Origin of the sequence: Pseudomonas sp. PSB11 (genome assembly GCF_014596605.1) — a bacterium.
Classification (GTDB): Bacteria; Pseudomonadota; Gammaproteobacteria; order Pseudomonadales; family Pseudomonadaceae; genus Aquipseudomonas; species Aquipseudomonas umsongensis.
Genome location: NZ_NOIO01000006.1, coordinates 69,377 through 88,999, shown reverse-complemented (window position 1 = coordinate 88,999; position 19,623 = coordinate 69,377). Strand labels below are relative to the sequence as shown.

The following is a 19,623-nucleotide window of genomic DNA, read 5'->3' as shown; positions in this document are numbered from 1 at the left end:
TCGGAATGCCGCACCACCCCGCTCGGCTGCGCAGCAGTCGTAAATTCTGACAACTCAATCTGTCTGAATGGGCGCAGGGGCCGCTTTGCGACCCAGCGGGGATAAATCCCCTCGCCACGGCTGTGCCGAATACCGCGCAATATTCGGCATCGTTTCAAAAGCGAAAAATCCTACAAGGATCAGATAATTCATCTCCGTGAATGGGGTTTTTGCCGAGATTTATTCCTGATTTTTGTTGTTTATAGAGTGAAAATCTCTACCATCAGCTTTTTATACTACTGCCCCCGCTGATCTCGCAGGTTTTCCTGCAAGACGGCCCTGCCCACGAAGCAGAGTCGGTCAAGGCAGGCGATGGCTTATCGGTCAACGCTTCGCCACTCGGTGGATATATCCAATAACAAGACGAGGTTGTACCCCATGCCCGTAGGCAATCACCTGCCCCACGGCGAGACCGCTCAGGGCGGCCCGCTCAAACGTGAACTCGGCGAACGGCATATTCGCTTGATGGCACTCGGTGCCTGTATCGGCGTCGGTCTGTTTCTGGGTTCGGCCAAGGCCATTGAAATGGCTGGCCCGGCCATCATGCTGTCCTACATCATCGGCGGCCTGGCCATCCTGGTGATCATGCGTGCGCTCGGCGAGATGGCCGTGCACAACCCGGTCGCCGGCTCGTTCAGCCGTTACGCCCAAGACTACCTCGGCCCATTGGCGGGCTTCCTGACCGGTTGGAACTACTGGTTCCTGTGGCTGGTGACCTGTGTCGCGGAAATCACTGCCGTGGCGGTGTACATGGGCGTCTGGTTCCCTGATGTGCCGCGCTGGATATGGGCGCTGGCGGCATTGGTCAGCATGGGTTCGATCAACCTGATCGCGGTGAAAGCCTTCGGTGAATTCGAGTTCTGGTTCGCCCTGATCAAGATCGTCACCATCATTGCGATGGTGTTCGGTGGTATCGGCATCATCGCATTCGGTTTCGGCAACGAGGGTGTGGCCCTGGGGATTTCCAATCTCTGGACCCACGGCGGCTTCATGCCAAACGGTGTGCAGGGCGTATTGATGTCCCTGCAAATGGTCATGTTCGCCTACCTCGGCGTGGAAATGATCGGCCTGACCGCCGGTGAAGCGAAGAATCCGCAGAAGACCATCCCCAGCGCCATCGGCTCGGTGTTCTGGCGGATCCTGCTGTTCTACGTCGGCGCGCTGTTCGTCATCCTGTCGATCTACCCGTGGAACGAAATCGGCACCCAGGGCAGCCCGTTCGTGATGACTTTCGAGCGTCTGGGCATCAAGACTGCCGCGGGCATCATCAACTTCGTGGTGATCACTGCCGCGCTGTCGTCCTGCAACGGCGGTATCTTCAGCACCGGGCGCATGCTCTACAGCCTGGCGCAGAATGGCCAGGCCCCGGCCGGCTTTGCCAAGACTTCCAGCAATGGCGTGCCGCGTCGGGCCTTGCTGCTGTCGATTGGTGCCCTGCTGCTGGGCGTGTTGCTCAACTACCTGGTGCCTGAGAAAGTGTTTGTCTGGGTGACGGCGATTGCCACCTTCGGCGCAATCTGGACCTGGGTGATGATCCTGCTGGCCCAGCTCAAGTTCCGCAAAGGTCTGAGCGCCAGCGAGCGTGCCGGCCTCAAATACCGCATGTGGTTGTTCCCGATCAGCTCGTACCTGGCGCTGGCGTTCCTGGTGCTGGTGGTCGGCCTGATGGCGTATTTCCCGGACACGCGCGTGGCGCTGTATGTGGGGCCTGCGTTCCTGGTGCTGCTGACAGTGTTGTTCTACATGTTCAAGCTGCAACCGACCAATATCGCGCAGGGTGCGGTGCGTTCGGCTTCGTAAATCGTAACGCCTGAAATGCAAAAGCCCCGATCGAATGATCGGGGCTTTTTTTCATCCTGTAGGAGCCGGCTTGCCGGCGAAGGCGTCCTTGGGCATTGCGCCGCACTTTCGGGTGCCTTCTCTGGCAAGCCAGCTCCTACTAGGCGGCGACCGCCGAAGCCGGTCGATTCAAGCGCTTGTTGAACTCAAGCCACGCCCCCAGCAACGCCATCAACCCGGCCCCTACCAACGCGGTGAAGATTTGCATGGCGAAGGCATCGTCGGTCAGCGCGTTGAGCATGTCCGCCAGAGGCGCCAGCAACACGCCCAGGCAGAAAATCTCCAATGAAAAACGCCCCATGCGACAGCTCTGCTGCGCCAGCCAGTTTTGCGTCCAGCCGGTGTTTGGCAACAGCTTCGCGGTGACGTAGGCCAGCGCCAGGAAGTGCAGCAGACGCACCGGCGACAGGTTGGTCTTGCTGATCGGATACAGCAGATTGCCCAGGCTGGCGGGCATCAGGGCGTCGTGGATCTGCGGCCAGCGCCAGGCGATGGTCAGCACCGCGGCGATTACGCAATACACCGCCGCCATCATGAACAACGGCTGGCGCACCAGCGGCCGGATGTCGGGCACGCGAGGGCGTTGAGCATGCATCGCTGCCGCACCGCCCAGGACAAACAGCAGTTGCCAGGCCACGGGGTTGAAGTACCAGACGCCATCCTTGATCGCCGCCAGGTTCCAGCCGAACAACGGCACAGTCATGTACAGCGCAAAGGACACCGCCACCACCGGCCAGACCTTGCGTACCAATATCGGCAGCACCAGCGGCAAGCCCGCCAGCAGCACGATATAGAGCGGCAGCGGGTCCATCAGGTTCGGCTTGAAACGCAGCAACAATTCATCGATCAGGGCCTGCTGAGGGTCGCTGATGAAATGATGCATGCCCATTTCTTCCACAAGGTCGCGGGTTTCCACGTGGCTGTTGGCGAAGAACACAATGCCCATCAGCATCGCCAGCAGGAAGATGTGCACCACATAGAGCACCCAGGCGCGGCGCAGGATTTTCACACAAGCGATCAAAAAGCCCTCGCGCGCCAGGACTTTGCCGTAGGCCAGTACGGCCGCGTAACCGGCGAGGAACACGAAGACTTCGGCGGCATCGCTGAAGCCGAAGTTGCGCAGCGTGATTTGACCCAATGGGTTGTGGGGCACGTGATCCCAGAAAATGAAGATCAGTGCCAGGCCGCGAAAAAAATCGATCCGATGATCGCGCGCTAGCGTCATGACGTCAGTCTCGTAGACAGGTATTGAACAAAGGATTAGCCGAAGGCGCAAAAAAGTTGCGCGCCGCATATTGGCGGCGCGCAGGGTGGACTGATTCGCCGGCAATTGCAAAGGCGGGGTATTTCGGAATGTCTCCTGCCCTGGTTGCTAGTCCCGACCGCTGGTCTGAAAGGTTGGTCGACCTGCGATTTCTGACAGTAGACAAGCTCAAATACCTGTGTGTTCAGCGTTCTGTCGCAGGAGCGTTACATGAGGCTTTCATGCAAAGGCTTGTCCAGCTATACGGTGATTGGCGTTGCGAATACGCTGATTCACTGGCAGATCTTTTTTCTCTTGAGCGTGGCTGCCGGCTTCACGCAAGCGGCCAGTAACCTGGCAGCCTTTTGCGTGGCGGCCTCGTTTTCCTTTTATATGAACGCGCTCTATACCTTTGACGCCAAGGCGTCGGTTGGCGGCTACCTGTCGTTCATGCTGGCGATGGGGGCACTCAGCTTCGGCGTCGGTCATGCCGGCGATGTCTGGCGCTTGCATGGCCTGCTGACCGTGGCGTTGTTTTCCGGCCTGAGCCTGGTGCTGGGTTTCCTGTTTTCCAAATACGTGGTGTTTCGTGAGCGTGATTCATGAAGGTTTCGCTTATCGTCCCGGTGTTCAACGAAGAACAGGCAATCAATCTGTTTTACGAGGCGGTACGACGCGAATTGAAACTCGACGGTGCCGAGGTCGAGATCGTGTTTATCAATGACGGCAGCACCGATGGCACTGCCGCACAGGCCGCGGCCCTGGCGCAGAGGGACGAACAGGTGATGCTGATCAATTTCTCGCGCAATTTCGGTAAAGAGCCGGCGCTGTTTGCCGGGCTGGAATATGCCAGCGGCGATGCGGTCATCCCGATGGACGTCGATCTGCAGGACCCTATCAGCGTCATCCCGCTGTTGATCGAGCAATGGCAACAAGGCGCGGACGTGGTTCTGGCCAAGCGCCGCGACCGCACCTCCGACAGTTACTTGAAGCGCCACAGCGCGGCGCTGTTCTATCACCTGTTGAATCGAATTTCCTACACCCGGATCGAAGAGAACGTCGGTGACTTCCGGCTCATGGACCGCAAGGTGGTGGACGTGATCCGCACCTTGCCCGAGCATCAATTGTTCATGAAAGGCGTGCTGTCCTGGGCCGGGTTCAACACGGTGGTGGTGGAATACGAGCGGGCCGAGCGCGTGGCAGGCAGCAGCAAGTTCAACGTCTGGAAATTGTGGAACCTGGCACTGGAGGGTGTGACGTCGTTCAGCACTGTGCCGCTGCGCCTGTGGACTTACGTCGGCGGCGGGATTTCGATTTTTGCGGTGCTTTACGCGGTGTACATGGTGCTGGACAAGATTTTCTTTGGGAACAGCGTGCCCGGTTACCCCTCGTTGATGACTGCCATCCTGTTTCTCGGCGGTGTGCAACTGATCGGCATCGGCATCCTCGGCGAATACGTTGGCCGGATCTACATAGAGGCCAAGCACCGGCCGCGTTATGTGGTGAAGGACATCGTCGGCGGCAAAGACAGGCGCAAACCCTAAATGGGCAGGTTCAGCGATTTCTTCATCAAGGAACTCACTCGACGCCAGGCCTGGCTGTTTTTTCTGTTCGCGACCTTCGTGTATGTCCTGCCGCTGATCCTCGCGGATTTTCCCTACATTGATGACAACTGGCGTTCGCTCTCGGCCGGTATGGCCTGGGCAAAGGAAGGGCGATTGTTCGCCGAGTTGTTCTACAAAGCGCTGACCTTCAGCAACGGCGCGCCGAACATCTTTCCCCTGCCGCTGTTGATCGCCACCCTGGCCATGTCCTGGGCACTGACCAGCCTGACCTTTCATCACTTCCGCCAGCCAACCATCAGTTGCTGCCTGGTGTTGTTACCGCTTTTTTATAATCCGTTCTTCCTGCAAAACCTGACCTATCAATACGACGGTCCGATCATGACCTTGAGCGTGGTGGCGGTGATCTACGCCATCACGTTTCATCACCCTTCACGCATTTTGCAATGGCTGGTGCCTTCCTTCCTGATCGCACTGGCGCTGGGCCTGTATCAAGTCAGCATCAATGTGTTTCTTGGCCTGTGCTGTCTGGAAGTACTCAGGGCGGTCAACGACCAAGTGGGCTGGGAGCGGTGGGGCGGCTTGATCGGCTGGAGGATTGCCCAACTGCTTCTCGGCTGGCTGATTTACGGCGTCAGTGCATTTCCCTTCATGGGACAGGGCCGCACGTTGTTGCTCAACGGGGAAGCGCAGCCTTTGCTGCAAATCCACATGAACATCGCGCGAGTGCTGGAGAAAGTCGTGCTGCTGTTCCATGGCGGATTTGCCTGGGTGTCTGCCGGATTGTTGCTGTGCGCCGTTGCCGGTGCTGTTTGCCTGGCATTGGAGATTATGAGGCGCAAGGACAGCGGATCGAAGAAGCTCCTGATCGGCCTGCTGTGTCTGCTGACCGTACCGGTCGTGGTGTTGCTGGTGTCCGGTGTCGCGCTGTTCTTTCGCGACTTCAACGAAGGCGCGAGGACCTTGATGGGGTTTGCGGTGTTGCTGGTGCTGCTGTTCTATTTGAGTCATCTGGCGCTGGCAATGCTTCATGAACGCCTGCCTCTGTTGTTGCTGGTGCCGCTGCTGGCCATGCTGTCGTTGTCGTTTGCCTATGGCCGGGTCCTGACGGTGCAAAAGGCCTTCGCCAGCAGTGCGCTGAACAGCCTTGAACGCGACATCGCCAGTCATCAATCCTTGCGTGACGCCAAGCGCATCTACATGTCGGTGACCTATTCCGATCACTGGCTGCTGGGAGCCGCGGGTTCGTTCAAGCAACTGCCGGTGCTGCATTATCTGCTGAACGTCGACTTCTACATGCTGGCTGAAAACCTGCCGAAAGTGGGCATCACCAACGTGATCGCGGAGAAGGAGCGACGCAACGCGACACGGGTGGGTTATCTAGACTACACACCCGTGGTGGAAAGCCAGTTCTACCGGATTTACCTGATTGGCGATTACGGCTTCATCGTCATGAAGGAGCCGGCCCCGATCAAATCGCTGCGTTGGTGACGCGCAATGTCGAGGCCGAGAAGGTCAGGCCGCCGCCACCTCATTGGGCTCGAAACTGTCCGCCCGCGCCATCTGCCACATCCGTGAGTAGAACTCGCCATTGATTTCACCGGTCAGCAACTCCCCCGGTTTGAGGAACACATGCAGCTGTGAAAACAACTTGATCTCGGTCGCCGACATGCGCCGTACCAAGTGCTTGGCTGACAGCTGGGATGGGTGTTCAAGGCCCGCGGCGGCAAGCATCTCAGCCAGGCCCTTGAGGGTGTTGCGATGGAAGTTGTAGACACGTTGGGCTTTGTCCGGCACCACCAGCGCGCGCTGGCGCAACGTATCCTGGGTGGCGACGCCGGTCGGGCATTTGTTGGTGTGGCAGCTTTGCGACTGGATGCAGCCGATGGCGAACATGAACCCGCGCGCCGAGTTGGCCCAGTCGGCGCCGATGGCCAGCACGCTGGCGATATCGAACGCGCTGACGATCTTGCCGCTGGCGCCGAGCTTGATTTTGTCCCGCAGGTTCAAGCCCACCAAGGTGTTGTGCACGAACAACAAACCTTCGCGCATCGGCACGCCGATGTGGTCGGTGAATTCCACGGGCGCGGCTCCGGTGCCACCTTCCTTGCCGTCGACGACGATGAAGTCCGGAAGAATGCCGGTCTCGAGCATGGCCTTGGCGATGCCCATGAACTCCCACGGATGCCCCAGGCAAAATTTGAAGCCCACCGGTTTACCGCCGGACAACTCGCGCAATTGCTGGATGAAATGCATCAGCTCTATCGGCGTGGAAAACGCGCTGTGGCGCGACGGCGAGATGCAGTCTTCGCCCATCAGAATGCCGCGGGTGTCGGCGATCTCCCGGGTGACCTTGTGCTTGGGCAGGATCCCGCCATGGCCCGGCTTGGCGCCTTGGCTCATCTTGATTTCGATCATCCGCACTTGAGGTGTTCGTGCTTGAGCGGCGAAGCGTTCCGGGTCGAAGCGCCCGTCGGCGGTGCGGCAACCGAAATATCCGCTGCCCAGCTCCCACGTCAGATCGCCGCCGTGTTCGCGGTGATAGGGGCTGATGCTGCCTTCGCCGGTGTCATGGGCGAAGTTGCCGAGCTTGGCGCCCTGGTTCAGCGCGCGAATGGCGTTGGCGCTGAGCGAGCCGAAGCTCATGGCCGAGATGTTGAACACCGACGCCGAATACGGCTGGGTGCACTGCGGGCCGCCGACGGTGACGCGGAAACCGCTGGGGTCGCTCAAGGGGGCGGGACGCATCGAGTGGCCGATGAATTCAAAGCCGGACTGGTACACGTCGATCAATGTACCGAACGGTTTGTCGGCGCTCTCATTCTTGGCCCGGGAATAGACCAGCGAGCGCTGGGCGCGGGAAAAGGGCAGGGCGTCGCTGTCGGATTCGAGCAGGTATTGTCGGATTTCCGGGCGAATCGCTTCGACCAGGTAACGGATGTTGCCCAGGATCGGGTAATTGCGGCGCACCGCGTGGGGGCTTTGCAGTAGATCGAAAATGCCGATCAGGCTGAGGATGCCGGTGACGACAGTGATTGGCCAGAGCCAGTCGTGCTCCAGGAAGGGCAGGCTGGCGAGGGTGAAAATTACGCAGACGGCAAAGAAGGCGTAGCGGCTCAGGAGTGACAGGCTCATACGGTTTCCTTGGGTTCGGACTTAATGGTTTGCAAACCTGTGGCATGGGCTTTGGTGGCGAGGGGATTTATCCCCGTTGGGTGGCGAAGCCGCCCCAAAACCATTCATTGCGGTTTTAACTGAAATACCGCCTGCATTAGCTTTGTGATTGCTTCGTAGCTGATCGGGGATAAATCCCCTCGCCACTGGGAATCTATTCCATAGGAACGCATTTCAGTGCTATGTCAGGCGTTTTGGGCCTGGAGAAAAATCGAAAACAGCTCGGACTGGGACTTGATCCCCAGCTTGCTGTACATGTGTTTCCTATGGACTTTCACAGTCTCGATGGAGATTTCCAGTTTGCGGGCGATTTCCTTGCTGGAGCAGCCGCTGAGCATCAAGCGTCCGACATCCAGCTCCCTGGCGGTCAATTGTGCGCCCATGAGTTGTTGCACCGAAGCTTCCAGCTGCACGCGCCAGTCGCCTTGTACCGGCGCGGGGGCCGAGGCCGCCAGCACTTCGTTGGTCTCGTGGGGCAGACGCTGGCGCATCAACCCGAGTACCCATGGCTGGATCAGCGAAAGCAGGGCAATCTGCTGCGCACTGAAGCGTTGCTGGCTGCCCAGTGACAGGCACAAGGTACGATCGCCCTCCAATTGGCAATTAAACTGTATTTCGTTGGCCACGACATTCACACGAAAGTATCGTTGATAGTACTCGGTGAGTTCGAAATGCTCCGGCGCGACTTCCGACAGGCGATACAAAGCGCTGCGCGACTGCTCGCGGCTCGCGATGTAGAACGGATCGAGCAGGTACAGGCCGCGCAGGTAATCCTGGAACAGCGGGTCGGGGCTGGCGTCAATGCCTGGGCATTCGGCGAACACCTGTGGGTGCTGATCGGCGCTGAACAGCAGGGCCACCCAGCTGTCGCAGGGCACGTATTGATCCAGCAAGCGCACCAACTGCGTCCAGAAATTGGGCTTGTCCAAGGCATCGATCAATTGCCCGACCGAGCGGTGCCAGGCGATGTCGTCCAACGCGAGTGTCATGCCTCTACCCCTATCGTGTTACCCCGGCGGCGTGATTTTCGACCGCGTGCTTGCTGCGCATACTGGCGCACACACAACGACCGGGCAATCTTTCCGGCGTTCAGAACAAGGACTCCCCATGAAAGTCGAACTCGCCCAATTGGCAGGCCGTGACAATGACACGGCTTACAACCTCGAACGAGCCCTGGCGGCGATCAACGCCTGCGCTGCCGATACGCAACTGATCATGTTCCCGGAAAGCCACCTGATGGGCTTCCCGTGCGCGGAGTCCGTGGCCGAGGTTGCCGAATCGCTGGAGGGTCCGACCGTCAGCGCGATCGTCGCCGCCGCCCGTGAACGCAACATTGCCGTGGTCATCGGCACCAGCGAGCGCGACAACGGCCGGTTCTACAACACTACGTTGCTGATTACCCCAGAGGGTATCGCACTCAAGTATCGCAAGACGCACCTGTGGCCGTCGGAGCGAGGCGTGTATGAAGCCGGTGATCGCTTCGCCACCTGCCTGTGGAACGGGGTGCGTGTTGGTTTGCTGATCTGCTACGACATCGAGTTCCCGGAAACCGCACGCGCCCTGGCGCAACTGGGTGCCGAATTGTTATTGGTGACCAATGGCAACATGGACCCCTACGGTCCGACTCACCGCACCGCGATCATGGCCCGAGCCCAGGAAAACCAGGCGTTTGCACTGATGGTCAACCGGGTGGAAGAGGGCGATGGCGGTGTGTTGTTCGCAGGCGGCAGTGCGTTGGTCGATCCCTTGGGCACGCTGTTGTTCGAGGCCGGGCGTGACGAGGGGCAGTTTGCGCTGGAGCTGGACCTTGAGCGGTTGACGGTGGCGCGTCGGGATTATCGATACCTGGAGGATCAGCGGCTGAAGTTGCCGGGGGAATTGGTCGAACATGCTTGTGGATTGCGGGAGCTGATGATTCCTGCGCGTTAACTGATCGTTCCCACGCGTGGGAACGATCAAACCCGGAGCCTTTGATCATCGATGGCGGACATGTGATCCTTGCCGCTTTGAGTCAAAGGCCTCTTTTCATGTCGACGTTTCCCGCCCAACTTATCCACATCGCCGCCGCCCTGTTGATCGGCCCCGACGGCCGCACCCTGCTGGTGCGCAAGCGCGGCACCCAGGCATTCATGCAACCGGGCGGCAAAATCGAGGCCCATGAGCAACCGGCCAGCGCGCTGGCCCGGGAGCTGGAAGAAGAGTTGGGGCTGGTCATCGATCCGACGCAAGCCACTTTCCTCGGACAGTTCTCGGCCCCTGCCGCCAATGAGCCAGGGTTTGTCGTACAGGCCGAACTGTTTCTGCTGACCATCGATACCGATGTGTCCCCGGCCGCCGAGATCGAAGAGGTGCTCTGGATTGATCCAGGTGCCGACGGTGGTGTCGTTCTGGCGCCATTGACACGGGACCTGATCCTGCCGTTTTATCGAGCTTCGCTGACCGCGACCGCCTGATCATTTACGCAAAGGACTTCGCCCATGATCCCGCTTCAAGACCTGCTGATTTTCGCCGCTGCCGCGTTGTTGATGGTGCTGACACCGGGGCCGAACATGATCTACCTGATCTCCCGTTCGATTTGCCAGGGCCGCAAGGCCGGGGTCACTTCGTTGCTCGGCGTGGTCGCGGGTTTCTTTGTGCATCTGTTCGCCGCCGCGGCCGGGTTGACCGCCGTGTTCCTGGCGGTGCCGATGGCCTACGAAGTGTTGAAGTGGGCCGGCGCGCTGTACCTGTTGTGGCTGGCCTGGCAGGCGGTCAAGCCGGGAGCGCGTTCGCCGTTCGAAGCGCAACAACTACCACCGGATTCGTCGCGCAAGTTGATCACCATGGGGTTTCTCACCAGCGCCCTGAATCCGAAGATTGCGGTGTTCTACCTGTCGGTGTTTCCGCAATTCATCACCCCTGAGCACGGTTCGGTGTTCACTCAAAGTATCGTTCTGGGCCTGACCCAGATCAGCGTCAGTTTCTGCGTCAACCTGATGATCGCCCTGTTCGCGTCGGGCATCGCGTCATGGTTTGTCAGCAATCCGACCTGGCTGGCATTGCAACGTTATTTCATGGGCTTTGTGTTGTCGGCACTGGCGTTGCGCTTGATGCTCGAGCAAAAACGGATGGCCTGAACAGCTTTTGTGGCGAGGGGACAAGTCCCCTCGCCACAGAGGTGTTCTAGCGCACCGCGCTAACCCCATCCAGCGTCGAAAACGACGTGTCCTTGGCTGTCAGCAAGAAGTCCCGCATGTACGGCGCATCGAGCATGTCGGCCCGGATCGCCGCATACAGCGTCGCAAACAGGCCTTTCTCGCCCAGGCGCTTGGCCTTCACATAGCCCCGTGAGCTGTATTCATGCAGCGCCCAATGGGGCATGCCGCACACGCCGCGCCCGCTGGCCACCAGTTGCATCATCATCACCGTCAGTTCCGAGGTGCGGACCTGGGCCGGTTCGACGTCGGCCGGTTCCAGGAAACGCGTGAAGATATCCAGCCGGTCACGTTCCACCGGGTAGGTGATCAGGGTTTCGCTGAGCAAGTCTTGCGGGACGATGTAGGCCTTGCTGGCCAAGCGGTGCTGATTCGCCACCGCGAGCATCGCTTCATAGGTAAACAGTGGCACATAGGTGATCCCTACCAGTTCCACCGGGTCGGACGTCACCACCAGGTCCAGGTCGCCACGGGCCAGGGCGGGCAGTGGGGCGAAGGAGAAGCCCGAGGCCAGGTCCAACTCGACTTCCGGCCAGGCGTCGCGGAACTGGTCGATGGTCGGCATCAGCCACTGGAAACAACTGTGGCACTCGATGGCCATGTGCAAGCGTCCCGCGGTGCCGCCGGCCAGCCGCGCGATGTCGCGCTCAGCGGCGCGCAGCAGCGGCAAGGTGGCATCGGCCAGTTGCAGCAGGCGCAAGCCGGCACTGGTGAAACGCACCGGCTTGGTCTTGCGCACGAACAACGGCATGCCCATGCGTTCTTCAAGTTCCTTGAACTGATGGGACAGCGCCGATTGCGTCAGGTGCAGGCGGTCGGCTGCATCCACCAGGCTATCGGCTTCGCGCAAGGCGTGCAGGGTCTTCAGGTGACGGATTTCAAGCACCGTGGGGCTCCATGAGGAAAACTTGTGATCAACACGAAAAGGTTGAGTTTGTCTCATGATGGCTTCGCTGTCGACAATAGCGCCATCTTTTACCCAGGAGCAATTCGACATGGCCGTAGCCCACACCCTTGGTTTTCCCCGCATCGGTGCCGACCGCGAACTGAAAAAAGCCCTCGAATCCTACTGGAAGGGCGACATCGACCAACAGGCGCTGAAAAACGTCGGTCGCCAATTGCGCGCCCGCCACTGGCAATTGCAGAAAGACGCCGGTATCGACCTGCTGCCGGTCGGCGACTTTGCCTGGTACGACCAGGTACTGACTCATTCCCTGGCCTTCAGCGTGATCCCCGAGCGTTTCGACAACACCCGGGATGAGCGTGGCCTGCCGACCCTCGACACGCTGTTCGCCATGGGGCGTGGCGCCACGGCGAGCTGCTGCGGCTCGGAGCAGGGCTCAGAGCAATACGCCCAGGAACTGACCAAGTGGTTCGACACCAATTACCACTACCTGGTCCCGGAATTCAGCGCTGACCAGCAGTTCACGCTGAGCTGGGAACAGCTGTTCGATGAAGTCGATGAAGCCAAGGCCCTGGGGCACACCGTCAAGCCGGTGATCATCGGCCCGTTGACTTACCTGTGGCTGGGCAAAGTCAAAGGCCAGGACTTCGATAAACTCGACCTGTTGGAACGCCTGCTGCCGGTCTACAACGAGATCCTCGTGCGTCTCGCTGCCCAAGGCGTGGAGTGGGTACAGATCGATGAACCGATCCTGACCCTCGACTTGCCGCAGGAATGGAAAAACGCCTTTGAACGGGCCTACCACATCCTGCAGTACTCGCCGCTGAAAAAGCTGCTGGCCACTTACTTCAGCGGCCTGCAGGACAACCTCGGCCTGGCTGTCGGCCTGCCGGTGCAAGGCTTGCACATCGATGCGGTGCGTGCGCCGGATCAACTGCTGCACGTGCTCGATCGGCTGCCAACCTACAAGATTCTCTCGGTGGGCTTGGTCAATGGCCGCAACGTCTGGCGCTGCGAGCTGGAACCGGTGCTGGCGCAACTGCAATTTGCCCAGGAGCGTTTTGGCGACAACCTGTGGGTCAGCACCTCCTGTTCGCTGCTGCACAGCCCGGTGGACCTGGAGCGTGAAGACAAGCTTGATCCGGAACTGAAAAGCTGGCTGGCGTTTGCGGTGCAGAAATGTGGCGAAATCGCGGTACTGCGCGATGCCTTGAATGATCCGCAAGCACCCAAAGTGCAAGCGGCGCTGGCTCAAAGCCGTGCCATTGCGACCAGCCGCGCCGAGTCGCCACGTATTCACAAGGCCCAGGTACAGGCGCGGATCAACGCCATCGTTGCCACGGACAGCCAGCGTCATTCACCGTTTGCCAAACGCATCGAGCAACAGCGCGCACGCTTGAAGTTGCCAGCGTTCCCGACCACCACCATCGGCTCGTTTCCACAAACCGGCTCGATTCGCCTGGCGCGTCAGGCCTTCAAGCAAGGCAAGCTGTCGGCCAACGATTACACCGATGCCATGCACCACGAAATCCGCCATGCCGTGCAGATTCAGGAACGCTTGGGGCTGGATGTGCTGGTGCATGGCGAAGCCGAGCGCAATGACATGGTCGAGTACTTTGCCGAGCAGCTTGACGGGTATGCCTTCACCCGCTTCGGCTGGGTGCAGAGCTACGGTTCGCGCTGTGTGAAACCGGCAATCATCTATGGCGACCTGAGCCGTCCCAAAGCCATGACGGTTGACTGGATCAGCTACGCGCAAAGCCAGACCGACAAGGTCATGAAAGGCATGCTCACCGGCCCCGTGACCATGCTGATGTGGTCGTTCCCCCGCGAAGACGTGTCCCGCAAAGTGCAGGCGCAGCAACTGGCCCTGGCCCTGCGCGACGAAGTGCTGGATCTGGAGGCCGCCGGCATCAAGATCGTGCAGATCGACGAAGCGGCGTTTCGCGAGGGCCTGCCGCTGCGCCGGGCGCAATGGCAGGAATATCTGGACTGGGCGGTGCAGGCATTCCGCTTGAGCGCCAGCGGTGTGCGCGACGAAACCCAGATCCACACCCACATGTGCTACAGCGAATTCAACGATGTGATTGAAGCCATAGCGGCGATGGATGCCGATGTGATCACCATTGAAACATCGCGTTCGGACATGGAGTTGCTGCAAGCCTTTGAAGCGTTCGACTACCCGAACGATATCGGTCCGGGTGTCTACGACATCCATTCGCCACGGGTGCCGGACACCGCCGAAATGGTCAAACTGATCAGCAAGGCCGTCAAGTGGATCCCGGCCGAGCGGTTGTGGGTCAACCCCGATTGCGGTTTGAAGACCCGGGCGTGGCCGGAAACCGAAGCCGCCCTGGTGAACATGGTCGCCGCGGCACGGCAACTGCGCAGTCAACTGGCTTGAGGACATCAACGGGAGAGGACCGGCCGCTCCCGTTTTTCCTGTCAGACCTGATCGAAATGGCGCAATACCGGTGACCGTTTGCCGATGTCGGCGTAGGGAAGGGTGGCGTCATCGGCGTGGGTCAGGAATCGATACTGCGGCAGCTTCAGGTGTGCCTTTTCGAACTCGGCGAAGGCGGACGCCGCCTTGCCGTAATGAAAATGGGCATACCACAACACATTGGGCGGCATGGCGGTGCGGTCCCAGATTTCGTATTCCTGCAAGTAATCGGCTCGGCCATCAGGGCGTTTTCGCAGGCTTTTTATCGGGCTGGTTTTACGTATCTCCACCGCGTTTTGGCTGATCAGGTCATCGAGCATTCCATCCGTAGGGTTCTTGCTGCTCAGTGACTGGCGGGTGCGCATCAGGCGTCCGGTGGAAATCAGTTCGGTCGCCTTGTTACGCAGTTGCGCGATGACGGGACTCTGTGGGGCAACGGCTTCGATATCGAGCGCTCGGCGCGACAGTTCGCCGGCCTCACTGACCATCATGTGCTCCAGATCAACCGGGAGCATGTCTTGCGCTGCATAGGCTTCGATCTTCGCCTGGTAGGCCGGCTGCGACTGCAGGCGGCTACGGGCCTCTTCGACCATGGCACCCGGGTCCCTGTGCGCGGGGCGAGCGGTCGGCTGCGGTGGGTTGAGCAGGCGAAACTTGCCGTTTGCAGCCTGTTCCCATATTTCCTTGACGCCACCCTGGCCGGTCAGGATGTATTGGCGCTTCTGGGTAGTCGGTTCCCAGCGTTCCACCCCGATCAACAAGTGGTCGTCTTCAGTCATGAAGACTTTCTTGCTGCGTTGCCCGGCTGGCATGACGGGAGCCGGCAGGTCGATGGCCTTGCGTGCCCGTTCGGCCATTTTCTCGATACCCTCCAGCAAGGGGCCCACCGCGTCGAGATGAAAGTGTTGGGGATAGCTGGCGGTCCAGGCATTCATGCCCCGGCGGAATTGCCGGTAGTGCTCGAGGCATTCCTGGAGGATCTGATTGCGCTGGGCCCGAGTGGCGCTGACTTCCGCCAGGCTGTATTGGGTGAACAAGGCACGGTCGACCTTGGTCCGCAGGCTGTCGGCCTGGGCCTGTAGATGGAACCAGGAAAGATCCTTGGTGGTGTCGAAGCGCTTGACGGTTTCCAGCAGATGACCGGTTTTCAGGTAAAGCAGATTGGATTCGCTCAGGCGTCCGTTCAACATCGTTACTTCGGGGGTCAGCTGGGCCTTTTCGCTGCTGACCGTAATGCGCTCGTACCACCGGTTGAGCTCGCGCATTGCCGTTTCCATCTGCTCCAGATGGCCAATGAATTCCACGCGCAGCTTGCGGATGTCGTGCAGGATCCGAATGCGTTCGGCGAGTGCATTGTCCGGCAGTGCGTCCAGTTGGTCGACTAAGGCGTCGATCTTGCCCATGAGCGGATCAGCCCGATGGTTGGCGAAAAACACCCGTTGCTTTTGCCTGTCGGCGATCACGAGGGCGTCATGACTTTGCATGTCCTTGAGCGCGCGTCGTTTGTTGCCGTGGGTCAGGGGCGTCAGTTCGACCAGCGTCTGGTAGTGTCTGCCGGCCAGTTCGATATCGCCGATACAGGCCGCTTCGGTAGCCGGCAGCAGGGCCGGGCGGGCTTGCACGGAACTGTTGTTATAGTGCTCCAGCGCCGCGTTGGTACGCTGGACCTGGCTGTCGAGTTGCGGTGCCAGGTTGTCGGCGGTGCTGGTCAAGGCGGTGTTGCGGCGGAACACCCGATCGGCCCACCAACGTGGCAGTCGTTCGCGAATGGTGGCCGGCCAGAGCGGGTCGAGGGTGTCGGCCAGATGCCCGAGTGCGCCACCACCCCCCAGCCCGCCGCCCTCGAAGGTCGACCCGTAGACACCGAACCAGGTGTCCCAGCGGCCTGCTTCATCCAGAGCGACAGGTTGCTTGTAGGTTTTTTTACGAGTACCGCTCAGCCGCCAGCCACGTGAGTCCTTGCTCGGTTCAACCTGGAAGATACGGCCCTGGCGAGTGATGAAATCACCGTCGGCATGTCGGTAGACATTGCGATAGATACCGTGCCTGGCCGGTTTCAACCCGAGCAGGGATATCGGTTTCTCGTACTCATAACCGGCGAAGCGTTCGGCAATGTGCCGCGCCTGGTGCCTGGATGTCTGTGGCAAGGCCATGGCGCCGTTGCCGAGCGCCCCCAACTGACGAGCGCGCGTCAGTGCGCGGGCGCCCGTGGCCGTTCTGGTGCCCGACGTACCGGGAAGAATGTCCATGGCCGCATCGATCAGAGACAGTAGCACCGACTCGATCTCAGCCAGGCCTTCACCCACGTCGGCACGTAACAGCGCCGCGACGGCCTGGTTGGCACTGCTCCAGGCATCGTAGAGAGAAACGGCGGTGCCGACAAAAGGCACGACCCCCACGGCCATTTTTATGTAGTTCAGCGCCTTGGGTCCGCTGAGTGCGTAGCGTTCGAGGAATAACGCATCGTTGGACCGCGATGTGCCGCGATGGGCTTCGACCAGGCGCCCCATCTGGGTATTGAGCAGGTGCGCGGCCAGCGAAGTGAGTGCCGGCCAGCGCATCCCGACACCGATCATGGCGTCGAAGTGTTTGAGGACGGCCTGGTTGATCCGGCTTTCATGAGCCCGCACGTCACCCTGCAAGGCGCGACCGGCCAGATAGCTGACCATCTCGCTGTTCAGGCACAGGTTGAACAGGGCCTTGCGCGCCTGTTCGAGGCTGCCGTAACGGCGCAGGCACTGGCCGTCGGGACTGTCGGGCAGGTACAGCAACGTCACGCCGCTGACCTGTTCCTGAATGAACGTCACGCCGGACAAGGTCACCGGGCCTTCGTTGGGGGTGTCCTTGCCGCCCGCATTCAGGTAGGCCGGCAAGATCTCGATGCGCTTGCCGTCCGCGTGCCAGGCTTGCGGGGTATCGGCGTCGATGGCGATGTCGAGGATCTGCAGGTCGGTAAAACTGATCTGCCTTTGCAGGCGTGCGCACTCACCTTGCAGCTTGAGGGTCTGGCGCCAGGGTTCGATCAGGCATTCCCGGCGATGTTCCCTGACAAACAGCGGCTCGCTGTGACTGCCCATGAAGGTGTCATGGATCAGTTGCTCGTAGGTCTTGGGCAGATTCAGCGCCGGTAGCGTCTTGCGCAGGTAGGCATGGGTGATGCCGGTTGTGAGGGTCCGGCGTTCACTGTCGTCCAGGGTCGTGACTTCCACACGCATGAAACCCAGGCGCAAGGACAAAGGCTCAAGCTGCATCGACGGGGTGTTGTCGATGTTGAGCTGGGCCAGTTCCTCGAGGGTCATCTTGCTTCTGGCGGTACTGGGTACCGCCACCAGTTTTTGCGGGGTGCCGGGAGCCGCACCGTCGGTCAGTTGTTTTTGCAGCGTGACGGAATCGGGCAAGTCGAGCTGGACGTCGAAGTCTCCTTTGAGTGAAAAGTCTTTGCGCAGCTGCGCCTGCAGGTGTCGACGGGTGAATGTGGTGCGAGGTATCAGGATTGTTTCCAGTTGCTCGTGGCTGCGCTGCAGGGCCTGGATACAGGCGCTGGTCAGGCTTTTGAGCCTGGCAGCGTCGGGTGCTGCCAGGGTGGCCAGCCAGGTGGGAAGACGGGCAACCATCGAGGCACTGCGGCGTTGTTCCTGCAGGTGCGTAAGCGCCAGGCTTCTTGCCGCGTTTACCGGGACCTGTAGCAATGCCAATGTTTGCCTGCGCAGCTTTTCCAGTTCCTGCGCACGTTGTGATGCCGGCGTGCTGTCAGGATAGCGTCGGCGTATTTGCGCAGCCTGTTCTTCGAAATGGCTGATCTGTCGATTGAGACTGTACCGCAGCGGATCTGTCGAGATGGTCGTCAGTTGCAGGGCCAGCACCGGGTCCTGGCGCTGGATTTTCAACAACTGCTGTTCCAGGTCTTTGCGGTTGGCGAATCGTTGCAAGCCGCCGCCGATGCCGGGCCAATAAAGCAACAGACTGTGGGGCGAATCCGGGTCGGACAGGGCTTGCGAGCAGGCAATGACAAACACCCCGTCAAGTTCATGGCGCAAAGGTTCACCGGTGTCGGTTGCCATGCTCAGCGATAGGCTGGCGAAGGCAGCGTCAGGGTCGTGTTCGGCGGTGTCTGGCGTGTCCAGCAGGACCTTGAGCCAATCGAGTTCAGTGTCGTCGAGCTGATTGAGCGTGCGTTGCAGTTCAACTTCGGCCTTCAAGCCGTCCTTGTGCGCCTGGTAAAGCGCGTTGAAGCCACGATTGAACGTTATCAGGTCCAGCGTGCGCGATCGGTAGAGCACGGTGGACGCGCCCGTATCTGCCGCAAGCGCTGCGGTTTCCAACGCCTTGAGTGTGTCGTCGAGCGCCTGTTGGCGGTCGCTGTCGAATGCTTCGCCCAGCAGTGTTTCCAGCGCTGCTCGCTGTTTGCCCAGCGAGGCCTGGCGCAGTGCCCGGGGAATATCGGCAGACAGGCTATCGAAGGGCGATGATTGGTCTTCATCGCCAAGGCCCTCAGTCAGCTCCAGGTTCGCAAGGGTCGGCGCCTGGGCGAACACCTCGGCAATGCGGGGCTGCACCCCGGGCGTAAACAGCTGCGCGATGCCTGTCGTCAAAGGGCCGGTGCCGGCCGTGTATTCAAACCTGTAATGACTGGGCAGCTCGGGGGGAGCGAGTAGTTGTGCGGACAACCAATGCTCCATGTCGCCACGTTCGTCGAAGGCCTGGACCGGAATCGGTCGGGAGGGCAGGTACAGCAACTGCGCGGCAGGTTGCTGGTTGCCCACGCTGATCACCCAGGCCGCGGGGAGTTTGCGGATGCTGTTGTCGCTCAACTTCAGCGCCAGGTGTTCGCAATGGATCAACTGATCGTCCAGACCCATTGCCGCAGTTTCGGCGTCCAGAACCTGCCACAGCGGCTTCAGTTGTTCGGCGCTCAGGGATCCCAGGGCGAATCCCGCGTGGGCCGTAGCTTCGATATGATCGCGGTACAACTGACTGGCCCGATCACGCCGCGACAGCGGTGTACCGGGGGCGCGGGCATTCCAATAGGCATCAGCGCCAACGTTCGGCGGCGCGTCCGCGAACAGTGACTGCAAACCTTCCTGGCAGGCTTGCCAACGGCTCAAGGCACGTTGCAGCAGGGTCTGATCGATGGTGCCCGGCAGCGTTGAAAACTCGGGCATGACGATTGGCGATGGGGTGGAGAGGGAGGGTGGCAGCAGTGTCGGCAGCAGTCTTTCGGTCAT

The 19,623-nt window shown here is 60.2% G+C and carries 13 protein-coding genes; 8 read left to right on the top strand and 5 right to left on the bottom strand.

The window, feature by feature from the left end; all coding sequences use genetic code 11:
* The first annotated feature begins 417 nt into the window (after positions 1 to 417).
* Positions 418 to 1,839, top strand: a complete 1,422-nt coding sequence (locus tag CGA21_RS09855; RefSeq protein ID WP_188264121.1) for an amino acid permease — start codon at positions 418 to 420, stop codon at positions 1,837 to 1,839.
* Positions 1,840 to 1,978: 139 nt separating this feature from the next.
* On the opposite strand, the gene CGA21_RS09850 is transcribed toward CGA21_RS09855, so the two are convergent.
* Positions 1,979 to 3,103 carry an OpgC family protein gene (locus CGA21_RS09850; RefSeq protein WP_110751713.1) on the bottom strand — a complete coding sequence of 375 codons (1,125 nt, stop codon included), beginning with the start codon at positions 3,101 to 3,103 and terminating at the stop codon, positions 1,979 to 1,981.
* Between the two features lie 249 nt (positions 3,104 to 3,352).
* Here CGA21_RS09850 and CGA21_RS09845 point away from each other — a divergent pair, with 249 nt between their 5' ends.
* From CGA21_RS09845 to CGA21_RS09835, 3 genes are read left to right on the top strand one after another with little or no spacing between them, the layout of a single operon-like run.
* Positions 3,353 to 3,727, top strand: coding sequence for a GtrA family protein (locus CGA21_RS09845; RefSeq protein ID WP_020800893.1), 375 nt, complete (start codon positions 3,353 to 3,355; stop codon positions 3,725 to 3,727).
* Positions 3,724 to 4,665, top strand: a complete 942-nt coding sequence (locus CGA21_RS09840; protein WP_110751715.1) for a glycosyltransferase family 2 protein — start codon at positions 3,724 to 3,726, stop codon at positions 4,663 to 4,665. The genes CGA21_RS09845 and CGA21_RS09840 overlap by 4 nt, the downstream gene beginning before the upstream one ends.
* The gene (locus CGA21_RS09835; RefSeq protein ID WP_188264120.1) at positions 4,666 to 6,174 is read left to right on the top strand and encodes a glucosyltransferase domain-containing protein; all 1,509 of its coding nucleotides are present in this window, start codon (positions 4,666 to 4,668) and stop codon (positions 6,172 to 6,174) included.
* Positions 6,175 to 6,198: 24 nt separating this feature from the next.
* Here CGA21_RS09835 and CGA21_RS09830 read toward each other — a convergent pair whose 3' ends face one another.
* Positions 6,199 to 7,818, bottom strand: a complete 1,620-nt coding sequence (locus CGA21_RS09830) for an FMN-binding glutamate synthase family protein (protein ID WP_188264119.1) — start codon at positions 7,816 to 7,818, stop codon at positions 6,199 to 6,201.
* Between the two features lie 224 nt (positions 7,819 to 8,042).
* Entirely contained in the window at positions 8,043 to 8,846 is an 804-nt protein-coding gene (locus CGA21_RS09825) for a helix-turn-helix transcriptional regulator (RefSeq protein WP_188264118.1), read from the bottom strand.
* Between the two features lie 118 nt (positions 8,847 to 8,964).
* On the opposite strand from CGA21_RS09825, the gene CGA21_RS09820 reads away from it, so the two are divergent.
* The 3 genes from CGA21_RS09820 to CGA21_RS09810 all read left to right on the top strand — a co-directional run bounded on the left by CGA21_RS09820 (position 8,965) and on the right by CGA21_RS09810 (position 10,973).
* The gene (locus CGA21_RS09820) at positions 8,965 to 9,786 is read left to right on the top strand and encodes a carbon-nitrogen hydrolase family protein (RefSeq protein ID WP_188264117.1); all 822 of its coding nucleotides are present in this window, start codon (positions 8,965 to 8,967) and stop codon (positions 9,784 to 9,786) included.
* 98 nt (positions 9,787 to 9,884) lie between these two features.
* The gene (locus CGA21_RS09815; RefSeq protein WP_188264116.1) at positions 9,885 to 10,310 is read left to right on the top strand and encodes an NUDIX hydrolase; all 426 of its coding nucleotides are present in this window, start codon (positions 9,885 to 9,887) and stop codon (positions 10,308 to 10,310) included.
* A gap of 24 nt (positions 10,311 to 10,334) precedes the next feature.
* Complete coding sequence (locus CGA21_RS09810) at positions 10,335 to 10,973, top strand: LysE family translocator (protein WP_020800900.1); 639 nt, start codon at positions 10,335 to 10,337, stop codon at positions 10,971 to 10,973.
* A gap of 46 nt (positions 10,974 to 11,019) precedes the next feature.
* Here the strand turns inward: CGA21_RS09810 and metR are convergent, their stop codons facing one another.
* Positions 11,020 to 11,937, bottom strand: coding sequence for a transcriptional regulator MetR (metR, locus tag CGA21_RS09805; RefSeq protein ID WP_020800752.1), 918 nt, complete (start codon positions 11,935 to 11,937; stop codon positions 11,020 to 11,022).
* 109 nt (positions 11,938 to 12,046) lie between these two features.
* On the opposite strand from metR, the gene metE reads away from it, so the two are divergent.
* Positions 12,047 to 14,359 (top strand): 5-methyltetrahydropteroyltriglutamate--homocysteine S-methyltransferase, encoded by a 2,313-nt coding sequence (metE, locus tag CGA21_RS09800; protein ID WP_188264115.1) that lies wholly within the window; start codon positions 12,047 to 12,049, stop codon positions 14,357 to 14,359.
* 41 nt (positions 14,360 to 14,400) lie between these two features.
* On the opposite strand, the gene CGA21_RS09795 is transcribed toward metE, so the two are convergent.
* Positions 14,401 to 19,623: a dermonecrotic toxin domain-containing protein gene (locus CGA21_RS09795; protein ID WP_188264114.1), complete on the bottom strand. Its 5,223-nt coding sequence runs from the start codon at positions 19,621 to 19,623 to the stop codon at positions 14,401 to 14,403.